At 29.7% G+C, this 19,143-nt stretch carries 20 protein-coding genes; 6 read left to right on the plus strand and 14 right to left on the minus strand.

The annotated features are described in order from the left end of the window. Positions 1-107 precede the first annotated feature (107 nt). Positions 108-749, minus strand: coding sequence for a hypothetical protein (locus MOV42_RS08910; protein WP_324170844.1), 642 nt, complete (start codon positions 747-749; stop codon positions 108-110). 115 nt (positions 750-864) lie between these two features. On the opposite strand from MOV42_RS08910, the gene MOV42_RS08915 reads away from it, so the two are divergent. Then, the gene (locus MOV42_RS08915) at positions 865-1,524 is read left to right on the plus strand and encodes a transposase (RefSeq protein WP_324170845.1); all 660 of its coding nucleotides are present in this window, start codon (positions 865-867) and stop codon (positions 1,522-1,524) included. 7 nt (positions 1,525-1,531) lie between these two features. Here MOV42_RS08915 and MOV42_RS08920 read toward each other — a convergent pair whose 3' ends face one another. The 6 genes from MOV42_RS08920 to MOV42_RS08945 are packed head-to-tail and all read right to left on the minus strand — an operon-like array spanning position 1,532 to position 3,738. Next, complete coding sequence (locus MOV42_RS08920) at positions 1,532-1,987, minus strand: GyrI-like domain-containing protein (RefSeq protein ID WP_324170846.1); 456 nt, start codon at positions 1,985-1,987, stop codon at positions 1,532-1,534. 15 nt (positions 1,988-2,002) lie between these two features. Then, a complete protein-coding gene (locus tag MOV42_RS08925) occupies positions 2,003-2,521 on the minus strand; it encodes a ClbS/DfsB family four-helix bundle protein (RefSeq protein WP_324170847.1) in 519 nt (172 codons plus the stop codon). Between the two features lie 48 nt (positions 2,522-2,569). After that, positions 2,570-2,929, minus strand: coding sequence for a VOC family protein (locus MOV42_RS08930; RefSeq protein ID WP_324170848.1), 360 nt, complete (start codon positions 2,927-2,929; stop codon positions 2,570-2,572). 1 nt (position 2,930) lies between these two features. Beyond that, positions 2,931-3,218 (minus strand): helix-hairpin-helix domain-containing protein, encoded by a 288-nt coding sequence (locus MOV42_RS08935; RefSeq protein WP_324170849.1) that lies wholly within the window; start codon positions 3,216-3,218, stop codon positions 2,931-2,933. A 21-nt stretch (positions 3,219-3,239) separates the two neighbouring features. Continuing rightward, positions 3,240-3,467 (minus strand): BrnA antitoxin family protein, encoded by a 228-nt coding sequence (locus tag MOV42_RS08940; RefSeq protein WP_324170850.1) that lies wholly within the window; start codon positions 3,465-3,467, stop codon positions 3,240-3,242. Beyond that, entirely contained in the window at positions 3,454-3,738 is a 285-nt protein-coding gene (locus MOV42_RS08945) for a BrnT family toxin (RefSeq protein ID WP_324170851.1), read from the minus strand. The genes MOV42_RS08940 and MOV42_RS08945 overlap by 14 nt, the downstream gene beginning before the upstream one ends. Before the next feature lie 529 nt (positions 3,739-4,267). Between MOV42_RS08945 and MOV42_RS08950 the strand changes: the two genes are divergently transcribed. The 4 genes from MOV42_RS08950 to MOV42_RS08965 all read left to right on the plus strand — a co-directional run bounded on the left by MOV42_RS08950 (position 4,268) and on the right by MOV42_RS08965 (position 9,301). Next, entirely contained in the window at positions 4,268-6,124 is a 1,857-nt protein-coding gene (locus MOV42_RS08950) for a TIGR00725 family protein (protein ID WP_324170852.1), read from the plus strand. Then, positions 6,124-8,526 carry a hypothetical protein gene (locus MOV42_RS08955; RefSeq protein WP_324170853.1) on the plus strand — a complete coding sequence of 801 codons (2,403 nt, stop codon included), beginning with the start codon at positions 6,124-6,126 and terminating at the stop codon, positions 8,524-8,526. Before MOV42_RS08950 ends, MOV42_RS08955 begins: the two co-directional genes overlap by 1 nt. A gap of 148 nt (positions 8,527-8,674) precedes the next feature. Next, a complete protein-coding gene (locus MOV42_RS08960) occupies positions 8,675-8,932 on the plus strand; it encodes a hypothetical protein (RefSeq protein WP_324170854.1) in 258 nt (85 codons plus the stop codon). Positions 8,933-8,998: 66 nt separating this feature from the next. Continuing rightward, positions 8,999-9,301 carry a hypothetical protein gene (locus MOV42_RS08965; protein WP_324170855.1) on the plus strand — a complete coding sequence of 101 codons (303 nt, stop codon included), beginning with the start codon at positions 8,999-9,001 and terminating at the stop codon, positions 9,299-9,301. Here MOV42_RS08965 and brnA read toward each other — a convergent pair. Continuing rightward, positions 9,291-9,503, minus strand: a complete 213-nt coding sequence (brnA, locus tag MOV42_RS08970) for a type II toxin-antitoxin system BrnA family antitoxin (RefSeq protein ID WP_324170856.1) — start codon at positions 9,501-9,503, stop codon at positions 9,291-9,293. The genes MOV42_RS08965 and brnA overlap by 11 nt on opposite strands. A gap of 100 nt (positions 9,504-9,603) precedes the next feature. On the opposite strand from brnA, the gene MOV42_RS08975 reads away from it, so the two are divergent. Next, positions 9,604-10,785: an IS3 family transposase gene (locus tag MOV42_RS08975; RefSeq protein WP_324170857.1), complete on the plus strand. Its 1,182-nt coding sequence runs from the start codon at positions 9,604-9,606 to the stop codon at positions 10,783-10,785. Positions 10,786-10,885: 100 nt separating this feature from the next. Here MOV42_RS08975 and hypF read toward each other — a convergent pair whose 3' ends face one another. From hypF to MOV42_RS09005, 6 genes are all read right to left on the minus strand, one after another. Continuing rightward, the gene (hypF, locus tag MOV42_RS08980; protein ID WP_324173019.1) at positions 10,886-13,051 is read right to left on the minus strand and encodes a carbamoyltransferase HypF; all 2,166 of its coding nucleotides are present in this window, start codon (positions 13,049-13,051) and stop codon (positions 10,886-10,888) included. Continuing rightward, a complete protein-coding gene (locus MOV42_RS08985; protein ID WP_324170858.1) occupies positions 13,047-14,720 on the minus strand; it encodes a hydrogenase in 1,674 nt (557 codons plus the stop codon). The genes hypF and MOV42_RS08985 overlap by 5 nt, the downstream gene beginning before the upstream one ends. Further along, positions 14,711-15,265, minus strand: coding sequence for a HyaD/HybD family hydrogenase maturation endopeptidase (locus MOV42_RS08990; protein ID WP_324170859.1), 555 nt, complete (start codon positions 15,263-15,265; stop codon positions 14,711-14,713). The genes MOV42_RS08985 and MOV42_RS08990 overlap by 10 nt, the downstream gene beginning before the upstream one ends. Before the next feature lie 116 nt (positions 15,266-15,381). Beyond that, entirely contained in the window at positions 15,382-16,071 is a 690-nt protein-coding gene (cybH, locus tag MOV42_RS08995) for a Ni/Fe-hydrogenase, b-type cytochrome subunit (protein ID WP_324170860.1), read from the minus strand. Positions 16,072-16,082: 11 nt separating this feature from the next. After that, complete coding sequence (locus MOV42_RS09000; RefSeq protein ID WP_324170861.1) at positions 16,083-17,816, minus strand: nickel-dependent hydrogenase large subunit; 1,734 nt, start codon at positions 17,814-17,816, stop codon at positions 16,083-16,085. Positions 17,817-17,827: 11 nt separating this feature from the next. Beyond that, positions 17,828-18,979 (minus strand): hydrogenase small subunit, encoded by a 1,152-nt coding sequence (locus tag MOV42_RS09005; protein WP_324170862.1) that lies wholly within the window; start codon positions 18,977-18,979, stop codon positions 17,828-17,830. Positions 18,980-19,143 lie beyond the last annotated feature (164 nt).

Raw genomic sequence — 19,143 nt, forward strand, 5'->3', positions numbered from 1 at the left:
TCTGTTTATCACGGTATCGGAAGTAATTCCGCTACCTACGCTAACGCTTGGTTTTCTTCAGCAGAAAGCTCTCGGCACTTGTGCCTCTTTGAGAGCTTTTCTAGTTTCTATCCGAGTATCATATTTGTTCCTACAACAACTGATACTACACCTGCTGTTGCAAAAACTCTTTTTAAATTTTGTTTCGAGTTTAACAAATTTTTATTAATATACAATATTACACTACCAAAACCTACAAAAATAACCATTACTCCAAGAGCAAAAGCTACAACCATTACTAAATCAACACTTCCTGATTCAAGCATTCCAAGAGTTACAAGCATTCCTCTAACTCCGCCAACACCCATCAATACGCCAATAGTAAAAGCTGATGATGTATCACGGTTATCATGTTTGTGTTCTTTACCAAACCAAATATGAACATGTTCTTTGCCATTATGTATATGTTTTTTCAACTGAATTCGGTCTGTAAAAACCATAAATAATAAGTAAACTCCCATCATCAAAATCACAGATGCTGAGATAATATCGCCATAACCGAGTATTGCTTCACTTATATTATAAGTATCTAAAATCTTTGCAAAGATAAAAAGTGCAAGTCCATGACCAATAGCGAACATTGTTGTTATTGTCATAGTCTTTTTTTTACTTTTTCCTATTGAGAAGTCTGCTATCGCAGTTAGGTGGTCAGGTCCAAAAGCGTGTAATATTCCATACCAAAAGATGAGTAATAATCCAAAATTTTCCATTAAATTTCCTCTTAAACGAATAAGTATTCATATTTTATATTTTTATAATTAAAAGTAAAGTTAATTTAGAACTTTCTTATATAGTTTTGGTACTAATCTATGTTAAAATACTACTATGAACTGTATTTATTGCGATAATAAAAAATTATATCACTTAAAATCTGGACAAGTTAAATGTTCTAGATGCAAAAAAAAGTTTTCATTAAACAAAATAAAAAAAGATTTAGCCTTAATTGAGGCATTTTGTGAAGATTTAACCGCTAATGAAACCGCCCATAGAACAAACCTAAATTATGTAACAATTACAAATAGATTTAAGCTATTTAGAGTTCTAATAGCCAACTATCTTGAAGATAAATATAGAGATAAAAATGTTATAGAATATGATGAATACACTTATTTGCCACAAAGTAAAAAAAGAGTAAAAGAAAATATTTTTGATGCTCATAATTTTATTACTTTTCATTTTGAAGATCAAGTTTTTAACTTACTTATGCCAAGTTTACATGTTTACAAAAAACAGTTTTTAGATGACGCAGCAGAGGAAGCCTACTTTAAAGAGTTTTCAAAATACATGATGTTAAATAAAATTTCAAAAACGCAAAAAAGAGAAAATATCATCACAAAATTTTGGCTTTATTTTGAAGACTCTATACTAAAATACAAAGGCATAGAAAATAAAAACTTTTTTATTTATTTAAAAGAGATTGAGTTTAAATTTAATTATAAAAAGACTAAACAAAAAGAGATACTTAAAGCTCTTTATTATGCATAGAAAGTACTTATTCTATTGAAATATAAATTTCTATTTCATTTTTCTCTTTATAGTGTTCAAAATCAGTTTTATAAACTCTTTTGTATTGAGAGTTTTCATTTGAAAAATACTTCCAAATTTCACCCCAAGTTTCTATAACTGCTTGTATTCTTGCATTGTCATCAGTTTCTTTGAGTGTTTTATGAAACACTAAATATTTACCTTTTTGAATTGTGATTTTATCTAAACTTTCATTTGATGTTTCATATCCTGCTAGTACATCAAATTCACCTTTTGCATCTGACTCAAAGTTATAGTAAATGCCATAAACTCTTTGCCCATTTTGGTAGTTTACTTCTACAGTACTATCAAACTTCTGCCATATAGCACCTATTTTTGCAGTTTTTGGATCCATTTCATTTGAATTTTTTGTTCTTGTTGAAATACCATATATTAATTTTTCTTCAATCTCTTCTACTCTCATAATTTTCCTTTATGTTTATTTGTATGTTTTTAGTGCTTTTTTATACTTTTTAAGTTTTATCATTGCCCAATCATAGTGACTTGATGTTGCTGAGATAAGATAAGAGGCTAAGGATGTTGTACCTGTCCATTTATATCTTTTCTTTTCAAATAGTTCTTCATCGTTGTATTTATTTATAACTTCTTGAACTTCTAAAAATGATTTTTCAAGCATCTTTAATATTTCATCATATTTGGTTGTTTGATAATTTTCCCAAATTTCTTGATTTAGTGATGCAATAGTTCTAAAAGTATAACCCTTTGCAGGAATATCTGGTTTTTCTCCACTCATTCCAACTTTATGCCAATCTAACATCATCAAGTGCCATTGATGAAGATGTGCTAAGATATCTCTTGTATTTTTATCTCTATCCTCAAACGGTATTTTACCATTTACAATTTCTTCTTCACCAAAAGACTCTATTAATTCAAACATTTTCTTAAAATTACTATTGCTTAGTTCTAAAAGTTCATCTTTATTTTTAGGTCTTGGCATTTTTTATCCTTTAAAGTTTAGTTGAGAAATATTTGAAGTCGTAACTTGTTATACACCTTTATCTGACCAAACTGCAAATTCATTGCCATTAGGGTCACTAAAATGAAACCTATGACCACCAGGGAACTCAAATATTGGTTTTATTATAGAGCCATCAGCATCTATAATTTTTGATTGAGTAGTTTTTAAATCATTACTGTAAAAAACAATTAAAGCACTTCCATTTGTTGTTGATGAAGACAGATCAGATTTATAAAATCCTCCATCAAGTCCCTCTTTTGAAAATGCTATATATTCAGAACCATAATCTGCAAATGACCAATCAAAGACTTTAGTGAAAAAATCTTTTGTGGCTTGAAGGTCTTTAGCAGGTAATTCTACATAGTTTGTTTTTTCATGTACATTCATTTTATTTTCCCTCTTTAAAAGTTTGTTTTCGTTTTTGTGTAAAATTCCACCATGGTTGTGGTTTTCCACCTTCCATAAAATCTACTACAGACATAAATACATCTATTACACAATGGTCAACGGGTTCACCTTTTTTTATACAAAGTTCATTATACAAGTCAAAAGGATTTTTTCCAATTAAATTTTGAGGTTTAGATATACCTATCAATCTTAAGTCTGAACTAATAGCTTTTCCAAGATTTGGTAAAGCTTCTAGTTTTGAAACTGTTTCTCTATTTGGATTTTTCATGTTGTCCTTGTGTGTATTTTGTTATACTGATTGTAGTTCTTTTCTAAGTAAAGCATTTATAAGTGTTTGGTAAGGTACTTTTTTTTCACTTGCTAACTTTTTAAAAAACAAGACTATATCGTTATCTAGTCTTAGTGAAACAGGTATTTTTTTTGGTTCATAAAATCTACCTCTAATACTGTCTGAAAAATCATATTCATCTTTCATCTCATAATCATCGAACTTTTCTCTTTGTTTAATGTCGCTCATAAAAAATCCTTTCTTTTAGGTTCGCTTTTCTTGCACTTATTATTCTAATTATCTCTTCACCATTTTCATCAAAAAACATATTTGCTACAACTAAGATTTTTTCTTTAGTGGTTGTTCCCAATGTTATCCATCTTTCTTCAAAATACTCAAAGCGATGGTCTAATTTTGAAATATGCATAGGGTCTAAAAAAACTTCTTTAGCTTCATCAAAACTAACTTGATGTTTCTCAATATTTAAATTGCTTTTTTCATTACTCCATTCAAATTTCACATTAAACCTTTTATTGATATGTTCAATTATAACAGTTTTGTACTGACATTGTCAATACAAGTTTTGTAGGTAGGAATCTTCGGAAAGATGGAACGAGAAAGACCTTTTTATTTTCACAATAACTCCTTTTTCTTAAGGGACATAATGCCCTTTTAATAGATAATTTAACAAATAACTAAACACTTATGTCCAAATAATTGATAATTCCATATAAAAAGAACATTTATATTTTAAGGATAATAATAGAAAATATCTATAAACCATAAAAATATGACAATTTGTCGATAGAATCAGCTAAATTATCTTTTAAATAGGACATTTTATGTGTTCTTTTATTTTTCTATATTAAGTCTACTTTCGCTATAGTGTTCGTAGAATAAATAATGATGGCTCGGGTTTGAACACCCACTGGTCATCTGTCGCACAGTACCAGATAACAAGCGGGAGGAGCGGACATCCAAATTAGAAAATTACATTTTTAAATTCGGTCATCACGCCAAAGAATAGAACTTAAAGGAAACAAGAGTAAATGAGAAAAAAAATTATTGCTGTAATAGGAAATGCAAACATCGAAAATGATATGGAAAAGCAAAAAATATCTTTTGATTTAGGTAAGTTAATAATTGACAACGGTTTTGTTTTGGCAACAGGTGGATTTGATGGAGTAATGGAATACGCATCAAAAGGAGCAAGAAAATCAAAAAAATATACCGAAAATTCAATAATTGGTATTTTACCTGATTACAATTCTGATAATGCAAATAAATATATTGACATAGCAATACCAACAGGCTTTGGATTGGCAAGAAATTTAATACTTATAAGTATGTCAAATGCTGTAATTGCAGTTGGTGGTGGATCAGGAACTTTGAACGAAATATCTGCATCTTGGCAAATGAATAAACTGATAATTGGTTTACAAGTAAATGGTTGGAGTAAAAAACTTTGTGGTCAAGCACTCGATGAAAGACGCAACGACATCATATTTTGTGCAAAAGATGCACAAGAAGCAATTGAGCTTTTAAATAGTAAAATTTCATACTATCAAATACGAAAATTTACTGGAATTAATAAACCAAGAATTAAAAAAGAAAAAGCAGAAAAAGAAATCAAAAGTCATTTTGCAATTAAAAATGAACTTGAATTTTTGGGAAAAGGAAGCGAGGGATTTGTTTTTACTGACAAGAAAAATATTTATAAATTAATAGATAATTCGCAACAACCTTTAGAGTTATATTGGACACTTTTATCTCTTTCTGAAACATTACAATGGGAAACTGAAATTATTTCTTTTCCAAAATTTGAAGTATTTTATGAAGATATTGGTGTTTTTATAAAATACAAATATGAAGTAACGGGTGAATTTGTTGAGAACACAAATATTCATATAAATAAATTCATTCATTTACTTAAACAGTTTCGTAGAATTAAATGGACTTTAACAGACTTTAAACCACAAAATTTAAGACTAACTGAAAAAGGTGATTTATTTGTAATTGATATAGGTAAAAGCTTTTTACCTATATCTGATTATTTATTTAAAAGTATGTGTCGTAGAGCTTTTGTAAGTTATAAATTACAAGGTAAATTATCAAATCCTCAAGATTTTAAAAAATATTTATCGCCTGTAAATCAAGTTTTGGATTTTTCGTTATTGATAAAATTTGGCTTTATTGAAAATGAATTAATAAAAGAATTTGAAAGTTTCTATAATGAAATTATTACAGTTGATAAAAAAGATATTTTAAACCCTATAATAAAAGATATTTTCCATAATCATTTAAAAGTAAAGAGTGTTTTTGATTATGGTTCAGGACATGGCGATATGTCAATGCTTTTAAAAGATGAAGGGTTGTTTGTTACAGCATATGAGCCTGATAAAAGTGTAGTGGATAAATATATAAAAAAATATTATCAAAATATTGATATTTTAGATGATTCAGAAATTGAAAGACTAATTATAAAAAAAATACAATTTGATAGCGTTTTATGCTCATTAGTTTTATGCCATCCTTTGGCTGAAAGTAAACAAGATAGATTAAATATTGTGAATGAAATAATGGCTAATATTACATCACTTTCAAATAAATATATTGTTATGGTTATTTGCAATCCTTTATATACTTATCAAACTTATTCTATATTACAAAAACGAATTTTGCCAGATAATTTTAATTATAAAAACGAGATGAAATTTACAAAAAAGATATATTCATCAGGTAAAAAGCGTTTTGATATTCACAGACCTTTGTCATTTTATGAAAACTTATTTGAAAACTATAATCTTGATATAAAAGAAATTATTCAAACAAAAGATGAAAAGCAAATAAATGGTATTGAAAATTCTGATTTTATGATTTTTATTTTGGAAAAAAGTAAGACATAATGAACAAAGAACAAAATACAGACCCTGTAATTGTAATAATCGCTACAAGTTTTGCAAGAACAAACCTATTATTAGAACGTTCTTTAAAGTCTGTATATGAGCAAACTAATATAAATCCACACCAGATTTATATCGTTGATGATAACCCAATAAAGGTTAATGAAAAATGTTCAGATGAATATGTCAAAATTGATAAAATAATACAGACCTTGCGAGAAAATATTTTAAAACCTAAATTTGTTAAATTTAAAAATCTAAGAGAATGTCAAAATATGAGATTTGAGAATTTCTTTCATACAAACTTAATTAAAAATACACGAACAAAAGGATTTTCAGGCACAGGTGCATGGAACTCAGGAGCATTCAAGGCTTTGCGTTATTCACAGAGAAACTTTTTTCTCGCCTTTCTTGATGATGATGATTCATGGAAAACAAATTATTTAGAAATACTATTTAAAAGTGTAAATAAATCAGAGAAAAAACTGATTAAAGGAAAACTAAAAAATATTCAAACCATAGCTTCTGTCTCAGGTTTTGTAAGAATTGAAAAAGAAAAAACAATAGAAATAAGTGCTAATAGAGATACTTTTACAAAATATAATTTCTTTATTGGAAATCCAGGATTACAAGGGAGTAACCTTTTTATTGAATTAAAAACATTTTGGACTATTGGCGGTTTTGACGAAAGTTTAAAAAGTGCAACGGATAGAGATTTGGCAATAAGACTAATTGAATATGAACGAATTAGGACATCAAAAAAAATAGTTTTTATTGATGAATATTTAGTTAATCATTTTACTACTTCTGATATTCGCGTAACAACTATTCCTGATAATAAAAAACAAGGATTAGACTTGTTTTATCGTAAATATCTACATCAATTTTCAAAAGAATTACAAGATAAATCATTGAGTAGAGCAAAAAAACTTTTCGATTATACTATTTCAGATAAAAAAGAGAAACTTGAAATTAACTTAACCAAACAAGATACTATAAAGGAAACTCTAAAATCGTTTAATCTTATTATTGGTGCAATTTCAGATAATGCAAATAATTTAACGGAATTATTTAAATCATTTTTAGTTCTACATCAAAAATACGGAAAGTGTTTAAAAGATTATAGGTTTTTAATTTTAGAAAATACAGATAATGAATACGAAATAAGACCAATTATAGATTATTTTATTTCAAAAAAAAATTTAAAAATAGAATTGATAAACAATATTTCCAATGGTCGTTCTATTGCAGAAAATAGAACTTTTTTACAACAAAAAATTTATGAAAAAGGTAAAAGCATCTTTGACAAGGATTGTGTTTCGTGGGTAATAGATGATGACCATTTATTTAAATATGATAGTCAAAAAGAGACTGTAATACCAAATTATTTTCAAATTATTGCCGAACAGTCAAATAATGGAATTGATGCAATATTTGGACAAATATCTGACGCACCACCTTTACCATTTTTAAGTACTTTACGAACTCAACTCATTGATTTTTATTACAATATGACATACTTTACATATTGTAATCCTTCTAAACAGTTTGAACTTAATAAATTGCAAGAGGTTAATATTGAACGAAAAGAGTTTTATTATGATCTATCAAATAGTAATTTTCAACACCTTGAATATCCTTATTATCAAGACTCAAAAGGACTGACAAATTTTGAAGCATTTAAAAACTTCTTGAATGAAACATCTTTATTATCAAAGGGAGTAAATGTTTTTAGAAAAATGACATTTGAACCTAAAATGCTTGGTAATATCACAAATAAGGCATCTATTTATCGTGGTGGTAATACAATAATATTTAATCCTGAATTATTAAAGACACCTAACTACACGCCTGAAAAAGCATACAATAGAAGGAGTGATTTTAATTGGTCAATTATCAATAAATACATTTTCAAACGAGAACTTTGCGAAATTGTATTACCACTAAAACACGATAGGCAATTACAGAAAACACCATTAGTTACAAATGAAGTTAAATTACAAGCAGATATAAAAGGTTTAATTTTTTATAGGCTTTTTGAAAATATTGTAAGTAAAGATAATTGGGAAAGTAAAACAAATCATAAAAGTGAATTGAGGTTTTATGAACAAATTAAAAAGCAGACATTTACTAAAATAAAAATAAATAATTATAGAACACAGAACTTGATAAATTTGATTTTAGAAATTCTAAAAGACGTAAAGCTTTGGTGGTATAAAAATGAGTATCGAGCGGAAATAGATTATAATATTCAACAAAATATATTTACATTAGAAGTTTTAAGAATTGAATTAGGAAAAAGAAAATTTCAAATTCTAATTCAAGATTTAGAAGATAATATGAAAATCGATAATGAGTTTATAAATAAAGTAATAGAAGAAATGACAAGAATAAAAAATGTATAACAAATCGGAGGAGAAAACGAGTGAAAATTTCCGATAATACAGAGCTTTTAGTATTGCATAAAGATAATTTAAAGTTCTAATTATTAAACCGTGATACCCACATCGTTTTTCACCTTAGGCGTTATGATACTAATAGAAAGGAAGTTAAATGGAAAAAATAATAGTTATTATAGGAATTATTTCTATAACCTCAGGGTTTCTTGTTTGGACAACACTAATGCAGAAAAAAGGCTTAAAAGTACAACAAACTGCTATTGATGTTCAAGCCGAAGCAAATGAAAGAGAAAAAAAGATTATGCAACATATTGAAGAAACTTTACAAATGAATAAAGAACAGCTTGAAGAACAAAAAACTATGAGTTCATTGCTAAAAGATATAAGAGATGAATTGAGACTAAAATCATAACAAAACCTTGGAACTCTAAATGAGCCACCCACCATTTGCCGTTATGCACATTAAAGGAACAAGAGTATGGATACTTCACAATTAAAGAAAATGAATCGTTTTCGTAAAGGCTTACGCTTTATTGGTGCGATGCTCACGCTAGTTGGTGGATTCTTACTATTTAACTTTAGCTTATTATTGCTTGACCCAAACTCAACAATTACTGTCAACGGTGTTGTTACTTCTGATTTCAATCCAAAGCTAAAAGCAGTTATATTTATATCGTTGATTGTTTTTATTGGACTAGTTGCATTATTCGGGTCTAATAGCTTTATTAATAAAATATTTGTTTGGCGTCAGTCACTATTATCTATTTTCACTAAAGGTTGACAACGCCAATCTTTTTGGCCTCTTCATCTAGTGAGTTTATTATCCATTCAGGAAAATCAACATTGACTTTTTTAGTTTCTGTTTTTAACCTTTTTAGTCTTATAGCTGTTGAAAAATCCAAAAAGTCATCAATATTTTCATTGTTGTCAAATTTTTCATCAAACCTTTTGGCTGTTATTTTTTCAATAATTTTTCTCTTCATTTTTTATACATCTATACTACCCCAAGAAAATCAAACAACTATTTCTAAAGTTTAATTCTTAAAAGAGTAAAATTAAACAATAAAAATAGAAGGTAATCTTATGAGTCGAAAAAGAACAACATATACAGCAGAATTCAAGACAAAGTTAGTTTTAGAAGTTTTAAAAGAAGATAAGACACTAAATGAAATAGCAAGTGTAAATAATATCACACCAAAAAACTTACAAAATTGGAAGAAGATATTTTTGGAAAATGCAGAAGTTGCGATGGAACCTGCAAAAGTAATTAAAGAGTACAAAGAAGAGAATGTAAGATTACAAGCTAAACTTGATGAATATGCAAAGGTTGTAGGTCAACTAACAGTAGAGAAGGACTGGGCGGTGGGAAAGTTAAGCAGCTTGGACTCTAGCTATAAAAAGGAGTTGATTGATAGAGATGAAAATAAGGCATTATCAGTTGTAAAACAATGTAATCTTATTAACTATAACAGAAGTAATTTGTTCTATGCACCAATGGTAAATCTTGCTAAAAATGTAATTAAAAAACATATAGAAAAAGTATTTGAAGAGATACCAAGCTATGGCTATATGAAAGTGTATTATCAACTACTAGAGGATGGTTTTCGTGTCAGTCCCAACACAGTGCTGGCATACCGTAGAGAGTTAGGATTACAGGCTGTTTTAGCTGTAAGACCACTAAATACATGGGCGGACAAGCAACATCATAAATACTCTTACAAAATAAGAGGATTAGATATCGTAAGAGCAAACCAAGTATGGTCAACAGATATAACCTATATTAAAATTAAAGGTGGTATGGTCTATATGGCTGCCATAATTGATTGGTATTCTAAAGCAATATTATCTTGGCGAATATCCAACACAATGGATACAGATTTAGTCATGGGTGTACTAGATGAAGCACTCGCACTCTATGGTAAGCCTGAGATATTTAATACTGATCAAGGGTCACAATATACAAGCTGTATCCACACTCAAACATTAAAAGATAATGACATAATTATCTCTATGGATGGCAAAGGTAGAGCAACAGATAATATTTGTATTGAGAGGTTCTGGAGAAGTGCTAAAGTTGAAAAAATATACCTCAATGAATATGAGAGAGTATCAGTTCTCAAAAGTGATGTTAAGGATTATATAGAATTTTATAATCACAGAAGATTTCATGAGACATTGAAATATAAAAAACCTATGAATGTTTATTATGATAGTTTAAAAATCAATGATGAGAATTACACTAAATCTAGTGAAAATGTAGCATAGGGTAACAGGTATTTAGGGAATTAGATTTTTGAAAAAGTTGTCTTGACATATTGGGGTAGTATAATCTTCTAACACTAATAATTCTGTATATATCACTTCTTTAATGCATAACTTGATAATAAGCTTGTCCTAAAGCAATTCCACCATCATTTATAGAAGTTTCTTGTTGAAAGTAATATTTTATATTTTCTTTTTTTAACTCTTTTATTATAAGTTCTAAAAGTGTTTTATTTTGAAAAACACCACCGCTTAAGATGACTTCTTTTTTCTCTAGTTTTGAAATATCTATAACTATTTTACAAAGAGTATTTATATAGATGCTCACTAAGTCTTTGTCAAATAAATCAAACTCTATATCTATAACTCCATCTATTATTTTATACTCAAATACCTTTGTTATCTCAGGTTTATAGTTTTGCTCACATATTAGTCCCGCTTCACCTTCATAAGTTTGAAAATGAAGTAGATTTAAAAATGAGGCAATCGCATCAAACACTCTACCAACTGAGCTACTTTTTGGAGCATTTAGATTTTTAGTGTAACTTTGATGAAGAATTTTTATTTCACTTTCTTTAAATGACTGGATAAGTTCTAAGTTTAAACTCAACACTTCATCTAAAGTATATCTATCAAAAAGCATACTCAGAGCTACTCTACGAGGTTCTTTGATAGCTTTTTCTCCACCAAGAAGTTTGATAGATTTGAAAGTGTATTTTCTCTTATCACCTAAAAAAATCTCTCCACCCCAAAGTAAACCATCATCTCCATAACCTGTGCCATCAAAACTAAAACCTAAGTAATCTCCATCTAAAGCAAACTCAGCTTTAGTTGCATAGATATGAGCTAAATGATGTTGAACTTCTTTTAGTTCTTTGTTTTGAAGTTTAGCCCATTTTGTGGTTTCATAGTTTGGATGTTTATCATGAACAATGATATCAGGCTCAAAATCATAAAATCTTTTAAAGGTTTCTATTGTCGCTTGGAAAAATTCAAAAGCTTTTAAAGAACCCAAATCTCCAATATGAGGAGAAAGTATAATATTATCATCTATTACAAAAGCTATTGCATTTTTTGCATTTGCTCCAACTGCTAAGATTTTCTTTTTACTTTTAAATGGAAGTTTGATAACCTTAGGTCCAAAACCACGAGAAAGTCTTAGCATCTGCCCTTTAGCATCTACGACTTGAAGCAAAGAATCATCAACTCCATTTATTATCTCTCTATTAAAATCTAGTATAAACTCAACAAAGGGTAATTTTTCTTTTATCATCTTAGCATCTATGATTATAGGTTCACTTGCTAAATTTGCACTTGTTGCAACTATTGGGTTATCTAGATGCTCAAAGAGTAAGTGATGAAGTGATGTATATGGTAAAAAACAAGCAATTCTATCTATATTTGGAGCGACATATTTTGAATATTTGTCACTGCTTTTTATATCTTTTTTAAGTATTACTATTGGTGCTTCTTTTGAATGTAAGAGTTCTTTTTCTTTTTCACTTATAGATGCTATATCTTTAACTTGGTTTTCATCTTTACACATAATAGCAAAAGGTTTAGAAGATCTATGTTTAAACTCTCTTAACTTTTTTACTACTTCATCATTACTAGCATCACAAACTATGTGAAAACCACCTATTCCTTTTATGGCAACAATTTTTCCATTTTTTATATAATCAGCCGTTTTTTCTATACTCTCATTTAAACTTGGTCCGCAACTATTACATGAAATAGGTTGTGCATGATATCTACGATTTAGTGGATTTTTATACTCATCATCACATGAATCACACATTGTAAAATCTTGCATTGAAGTATTGGCTCTATCGTAAGGAACAGTTTTTATAATAGAATATCTAGGTCCACAATTTGTGCAGTTTGTTGCAAAATAATCTAGATACTTATTTTCATCTTTTATATCATTTAAACACTCTGAACATATTGCGATATCTGGAGAAGTTAAAGCCGTTTTAGATGAAGTTTTTAAATCATTTGTACTTTGAATAATTTCAAAAATTTTATAATTTTTAAGTTCTTTTTCTATCTTTTTGATTTTATCTATTCTAGCTAATGGAGGAAGTTTTGAGTGTAGAAGTATTTCAAACTCAGATATATTTGCATCTAAACCTTCAACTTCTAACTCAACACCATTTTGATTATTTTTTACAAAACCATTAAGAGAGAGTTGCGTAACTAGCTGATACACAAAGGGGCGAAATCCAACACCTTGGACTTGCCCAGAGATTTTAAAGTTTACTAGCTTAATTAGCAACTAGTTCATTTCCACCATATAAAATATTATCACCATCTACTGGCAATTGTTTATTGAAATATAGTTTATGATTTATAGAAACTTCTTTGTCCAACTTGCTAAAAAGATGATTGTTTCCTAGTAGTGAACCTGTTGCTACAACAACATCAGTATTCATACTATGTTTAATCTCATCTAATTGAGTAGCTATAAATTCAACAAAGCTCTCTATAACTCCATAACAAAGACTTAATGGGTCTATATCAGCTAACCTAAAAGTCATTGCTGTTCTTATAACCATAAGTGGATCTAAAAAAACTTTTGATTTTATTGTTTGTAATTTATAATCTATTCTAGGACCCTTCTCGCCTAAATATAATTTTGCATTATTTTCTAAAATATTTCCGCTTGTATATAGGTCTTCGCTATCACTTAGGTCTAATATAATTGCTATAATTCCCCATAATTTATAAACATTTAAATCTTTACCATCAAAAGTAATTTTAGATATTTTTTCACAATGCTCTGGGTATTTTGCTTTATATGATTTTAATAGTTTTGAAGCTTTTTCATCACTAGCATCTATAGCCTCAAATATTTGAGAAATTGAACTAAACTCAAACTTGAAAGATAAGTACTCTATGATTCCAAATTTTTTAGAATATGCCAAAATATTGTTATGATAATCTTTACTTAGATTTAGCCCAACAACAGTTTGCTCGAATAGTTTATGTTCTCTTATTACAGAATTAAAAGCACCCAAAAATGGAACTACTTTCTCTGATGATAAAGGAAATTTCGGAAGTCCCTTGTTTCCACTTAGAATAATAATATTTTTTTCTCCAACAACACATTCTATAGGAACAAGGTTTGTTTTTGGCTCAACAAGAAGCAGTTCATCTTGAAATTCAATCTTTTGCTGAGTTATAAATACTAGATTAATTCCATTTTTTTGTAACTCTAAAGAAATAAAATGAAGGATTAAATCATCTGCTAATTTAAATCTTAAAAGTTCATTATCAACTCCCTCAAAATCAACTTTAAATTTAAGGTTTGTTTTTAACTTTATAAGTGGCTTTTCAATTGCACCTAAAGCAATGATTTCATTTTCTGTTGCACTCGTATATTTGCCTACTGATGCCAAATCATAACTTAATACATCAAACGAAATATCATTACATTTTGAGCTTAATTTACCTAAATAGTATTCGCCATAAAAAGTATTAACCTTTACATTATTTCCATCAGCTATAGACTTTGCAATTTTTTGAAAATCTGCTTGATGATTTTGAGGTTTAATGTTAGCGTCATATCCACAAACTTCACATTCGCAAAAAGGATTGTAAAAGTTTTCATTTGACTCATCTAGAACTTTTTTCAGGCAACTTGGACAAAATGATAAAAAAGCTTTATCTGCTGAAGGTAAAACGAACTCTTCATCAGGCATAGCATCTACAACATTAACTTGGGTATTGTCTAAAAATATTGAGTGTGGAAGTTCTAAAGAAAGGTTGTTTGCAAATTCTTCTAATTCAGTTGAATTTTCAGACTCTACGAAAAGTTTTACTTTTTTATCTACTTTAACTAACTTACCTTCAAGTTTTGAATTACTCAAAACTCTTAAAAGCACTTTTTCATAAACTAAAGATGATGATGAATACTCAAATACAAACTCTAATAACACTCTGTACCTCTCAAATAAGATGTTTTTGCAACTTCTTGAAGATTAACTTTTTCGTTTTTAACACTTACTTCCATTCCTAACTCTTTCATATATTTTATAATAGAGTCTTCCATTGTCAAACAAGCATTTAACACTTCTTTTGTGATTGTAAAAGTTGTATCTTCTCCTATAACATAGGGAATAACTCCAACAATTTTAACAGGAGGAAGGTCACCTAGCATATCAATCATCTGCAAAGTTTGTAGCATCTCAACTTCATGAGCACTCCCCTGCCAAGTAATATAATCTGGAACTGCACTAAAGTCAAAACTATAAACATCTCCAATACTCCCATCTTTTACACTAACACAGTCAATAAGAACAACTCTGTCGTAATCTGTAATAATTGGTATTAAAATCTGAGCGAGAGTACCACCATCTACTAAAGTTACACTATGTTCTTCAGACTTAAAATTATACTTTTCATCCAAAAAATTTGTTAAATGAACACCTATGCCTTCATCACCAAACAATACATTACCGATACCTAAAATTAATATTTTCACATTACTCCAATATTACTAAAAAAAAAGTTTCCAATTAATAATTCTATCGAAAAATGATTGATTGGAAACTTTATGTTTTTTTTTGAAAAAAAAGCAAGGAAAACCTTGCCTTTAATTTAATCTTTTTTACGCCATTTCAAACCACTAAATATTGCGTCCATACCACCATCTTTACCAAAGACAGCATTAAAAACAGCCATATAAATATGACCTAAAACAAACAGCATAATACCCCAAGTAAGGATATGGTGAATTGTACGAACTGTTGCAAGTCCACCAATCATAACTTCAATGCTTTTCATAGTACCGTATAGTGCTCCACCAAGACCTTCATGATAAACATGAACATAAAGTATTAAACCTGTAATAATTAGAGCAAACACCATTAGATATAAAGTAAGGTATGCCATAAACTGAACAGGATTATATACCCCGTTTAGTTTTGGATGCTTAGATACTAGTAAATAGTACCCTATTTGCTTTGCCCAGACTACTGGGTTAAAAACATCTATGATAGATGATCTTTCTATATTACATTTTTTTGTAAATAAGAACATATATATTTTAAATATAACTGTCGATATTAGCGCAAATCCAAAAATAATATGCCAAGATCTCATAAGAGCCTGCATAAAATTTGTTGGTTCAGCATTTACTGCTGGTGCTAAAAAAGGATCAGCTATGTAAAATCCTGTTACCGTTAAAACAACGATGGATAAAGCTCTTATCCAATGTTGCCATCTATATGGAGCACCGAACTCTTGTTCACGCACCATTTCAATATTTCCATGAGCTTCATTATTCATAATTTCTCCTTTTATACGCTACATCCGCCATAAAGAGGATCTAATTTATAGACACTCAGCTCATTACCTTTTGTATCCATCACATGAACAGCACAAGCAATACATGGGTCATAAGAGTGAATAATTCTTACAATTTCTAATGGTTGAGATAAATTTTCAATTTTTAATCCAACTAAATCAGCTTCATAAGGACCTTTAACACCATTTGAATCCATAGGACCTGCATTCCAAGTAGATGGAACAACAGCTTGATAATTTTCTACAACACCATTTTTAATTCTTATCCAGTGACTTAACATTCCACGAGGAACATCACCCATACCTCTACCTTTATACTCTTTGTTTTTATCAATAGTATAAGTAGCACAAGTTTCTTGGTCAACTTTTAAGTTTTCAATTAAGTTATTGAAAGCGATCATAGCATTATCAGCTACAAGTTTTGATTGTAACATTCTTGCTGCTGTTCTACCTAAAGTTGTAAATAAAGCTCCAACAGGAAGACCTGTAACTTTCAAAAAATCATTAACAAGTTTTTGAATTTTCTCGTTACCTTTTGCATAACCAACAACTAAACATGCTAGTGGACCAACTTCCATTGGTTTTCCATCATATCTTGGTGATTTAATCCAGCTATACTTATCTTTTTCATTGATTTGCTTAGAGTGAATCATCTTACCATCTGGTCCAACAGTTTCACCATCTACAAAACCTGTATATTTAGGGTCTGTCTCTCCATCATAAGGATGAAGTGGTTTATCATTTTGGTACCATGAGTGAGTAGCTTCTTCAGTAATTAAATCTTCATTTAGATCAAATACTTTAGTTAAATCTCCATTCATTACGATACCAGTTTCAAATAACTTCTCGCCTCTACTAATAACGAAATCTTCAAAAGCCATAAAGTTAAGAACACCAATTTGCTTAACAACAGAGCCTTCCGTTTTAAACATTTCTCCAGCCATAACGATATCTGGATAGTAAGCGTTGTTAATAAAGTCAGCAATTTTTTGGAATTTAACCATATATTCACCCATTTTTGCTGGGTTTAATATATCCATTACACATGTAACTCCACCAACAGCTAAACTCTGTGGATGTGGATTCTTACCACCAAAAATAGCTAATAATTGTGCCGCTACTCTTTGGATCTCTAAAGCGTGTAAATAGTGAGAAAGTGCTATTAGATTTTGCTCTGGAGTGAACTTATAAGTTCCATGTCCCCAGTATGCATTAGCAAATGGCCCAAGTCCCTGAGGATTTTTAGCAAATTTGCCTATTTTTTCTTGAACTTTAATAAGATCATTTTCACCAGTAGCTATTGGGCTTTTTGAATATTTAAACGCCAATTTACTTGCTTTTGCAGGGTCTGCACTAAGAGCTGAAACTATATCAACCCAGTCAACACCATGAAGATGATAAAAGTGAACAACATGATCGTGCATAAATAATGCAGCATTCATAAGTGTTCTTACAAGTTCTGCATTTAAAGGAATTGTAATTCCTAATGCATCTTCAATAGCCATTGTACTTTTTAAATAATGAGAATAAGTACATACACCACAAATTCTTTGCATCATTAATGGTACATTTCTAGGGTCTCTTCCCTTAGCTATAACCTCAAGGCCTCTCCATAAAGTTGAAGAAACGAAAGCATCTTGAACAATACCATCATCACCAACGATAACTTCAGCTCTTAAATGTCCTTCTATTCTTGTTATTGGATCTACTATTACTCTTTTTGACATATCTGTGCTCCTTATTCTTTTGGTGGTTTAACTGCTGATATTGCTGCGTGTGCTGCAATTCCAATAGCGGTTACTGTTAGTAAACCTAAACCAATTTTGTCTGCTGTTGCGTCAGAACCAAGTCCGCCAAATGTTGTTTGATAAAGTCTATTTGCAAGAGGTTCTCGTAAATCACCCATAGTGTCCCAAAAATCTGGTTCACTACAGCCCATACAGCCATGTCCAGCTTGAACTGGCCAAGATGTACCTTCATTAAACTTTTGCTTAGAACAGTTGTTGAAAGTATAAGGACCTTTACAGCCTACTTTATATAAACAATAACCTTTTTTAGCACCTTCATCACCAAACTGCTCTACAAATTCGCCAGCGTCAAAATGACCCCGTCTTTCACACATATCGTGAATTCTTTGTCCATAAGCCCACTTAGGTCTATTATATGCGTCTAGTGCTGGAAGCGTACCATATAGCAAAAAGTGCATTAGCGTTCCAACAATGTTACTTTCACTTGGTGGACAACCTGGTACATTTATAACAGGTTTATTAATTACATTGCTAAGTGAAGTTGCATTTGTAGGGTTTGGATAAGCTGCTTGAACTCCACCAAAAGATGAACAGGTACCAATAGCAAAGATTGCTGCAGCATGTGCAGATGCGTCTATAGCACTGTCTTCTCCTGATTTACCATGACCACCTATAGTTAAGAAATGACTACCTTTACCATGAGGAATTCCACCCTCAACCATAAGAACATATCTACCTTTGTATTTTTCAATAGCATTTTCAAGGTTTTGTTCTGCTTGCCAACCAGCGGCTGACATAATAGTTTCTTGATACTCTAAAGATATATGATCAAAAATTAAACTATCTATACTTGGTGATGCTGATCTTAATAAAGACTCCGTACAGCCAGTACACTCCGCCATATGTAGCCATATAACTGGAAGTCTATCTGCTACTTCTGCCGCTTTTGCTACAAGTGGAGTAAAACTAGCAGGTAGCGATAACATAGCTGTAACAGTACCAGCCCATGCCATAAACTCTCTTCTAGAAAAACCATTTTCTTCCATTAACTCAGGAATTGATTTTTTATCATCAATTTTTGATAATTTTGATAATTCTTCAACTCGAGTAGACAACTTTTTATATAAACTGTCGTTCACCATAATTCTCTCCTTTTTACTTTCAATACTCATTATAAATGAATACTCATTCAGAGAAAGTTTATATAAATCTATCTTATACTTAGCTTAATACAATATTACTCCTGTAAAGTAATTTAAGATTGTAACTTTACTTATTTTTAACAACTAAAAAGATATAATCTATC

Source organism: Sulfurimonas sp., from assembly GCF_029027405.1.
GTDB lineage: Bacteria > Campylobacterota > Campylobacteria > Campylobacterales > Sulfurimonadaceae > Sulfurimonas.

Bases quoted from the DNA above. Each gene is read 5' to 3' on its own strand.
- MOV42_RS08910 (WP_324170844.1), bottom strand. From the start codon at position 749: ATGGAAAATTTTGGATTATTACTCATCTTTTGGTATGGAATATTACAC.
- MOV42_RS08915 (WP_324170845.1), top strand. From the start codon at position 865: ATGAACTGTATTTATTGCGATAATAAAAAATTATATCACTTAAAATCT.
- MOV42_RS08920 (WP_324170846.1), bottom strand. From the start codon at position 1,987: ATGAGAGTAGAAGAGATTGAAGAAAAATTAATATATGGTATTTCAACA.
- MOV42_RS08925 (WP_324170847.1), bottom strand. From the start codon at position 2,521: ATGCCAAGACCTAAAAATAAAGATGAACTTTTAGAACTAAGCAATAGT.
- MOV42_RS08930 (WP_324170848.1), bottom strand. From the start codon at position 2,929: ATGAATGTACATGAAAAAACAAACTATGTAGAATTACCTGCTAAAGAC.
- MOV42_RS08935 (WP_324170849.1), bottom strand. From the start codon at position 3,218: ATGAAAAATCCAAATAGAGAAACAGTTTCAAAACTAGAAGCTTTACCA.
- MOV42_RS08940 (WP_324170850.1), bottom strand. From the start codon at position 3,467: ATGAGCGACATTAAACAAAGAGAAAAGTTCGATGATTATGAGATGAAA.
- MOV42_RS08950 (WP_324170852.1), top strand. From the start codon at position 4,268: ATGAGAAAAAAAATTATTGCTGTAATAGGAAATGCAAACATCGAAAAT.
- MOV42_RS08955 (WP_324170853.1), top strand. From the start codon at position 6,124: ATGAACAAAGAACAAAATACAGACCCTGTAATTGTAATAATCGCTACA.
- MOV42_RS08960 (WP_324170854.1), top strand. From the start codon at position 8,675: ATGGAAAAAATAATAGTTATTATAGGAATTATTTCTATAACCTCAGGG.
- MOV42_RS08965 (WP_324170855.1), top strand. From the start codon at position 8,999: ATGGATACTTCACAATTAAAGAAAATGAATCGTTTTCGTAAAGGCTTA.
- brnA (WP_324170856.1), bottom strand. From the start codon at position 9,503: ATGAAGAGAAAAATTATTGAAAAAATAACAGCCAAAAGGTTTGATGAA.
- MOV42_RS08975 (WP_324170857.1), top strand. From the start codon at position 9,604: ATGAGTCGAAAAAGAACAACATATACAGCAGAATTCAAGACAAAGTTA.
- cybH (WP_324170860.1), bottom strand. From the start codon at position 16,071: ATGAATAATGAAGCTCATGGAAATATTGAAATGGTGCGTGAACAAGAG.
- MOV42_RS09000 (WP_324170861.1), bottom strand. From the start codon at position 17,816: ATGTCAAAAAGAGTAATAGTAGATCCAATAACAAGAATAGAAGGACAT.
- MOV42_RS09005 (WP_324170862.1), bottom strand. From the start codon at position 18,979: ATGGTGAACGACAGTTTATATAAAAAGTTGTCTACTCGAGTTGAAGAA.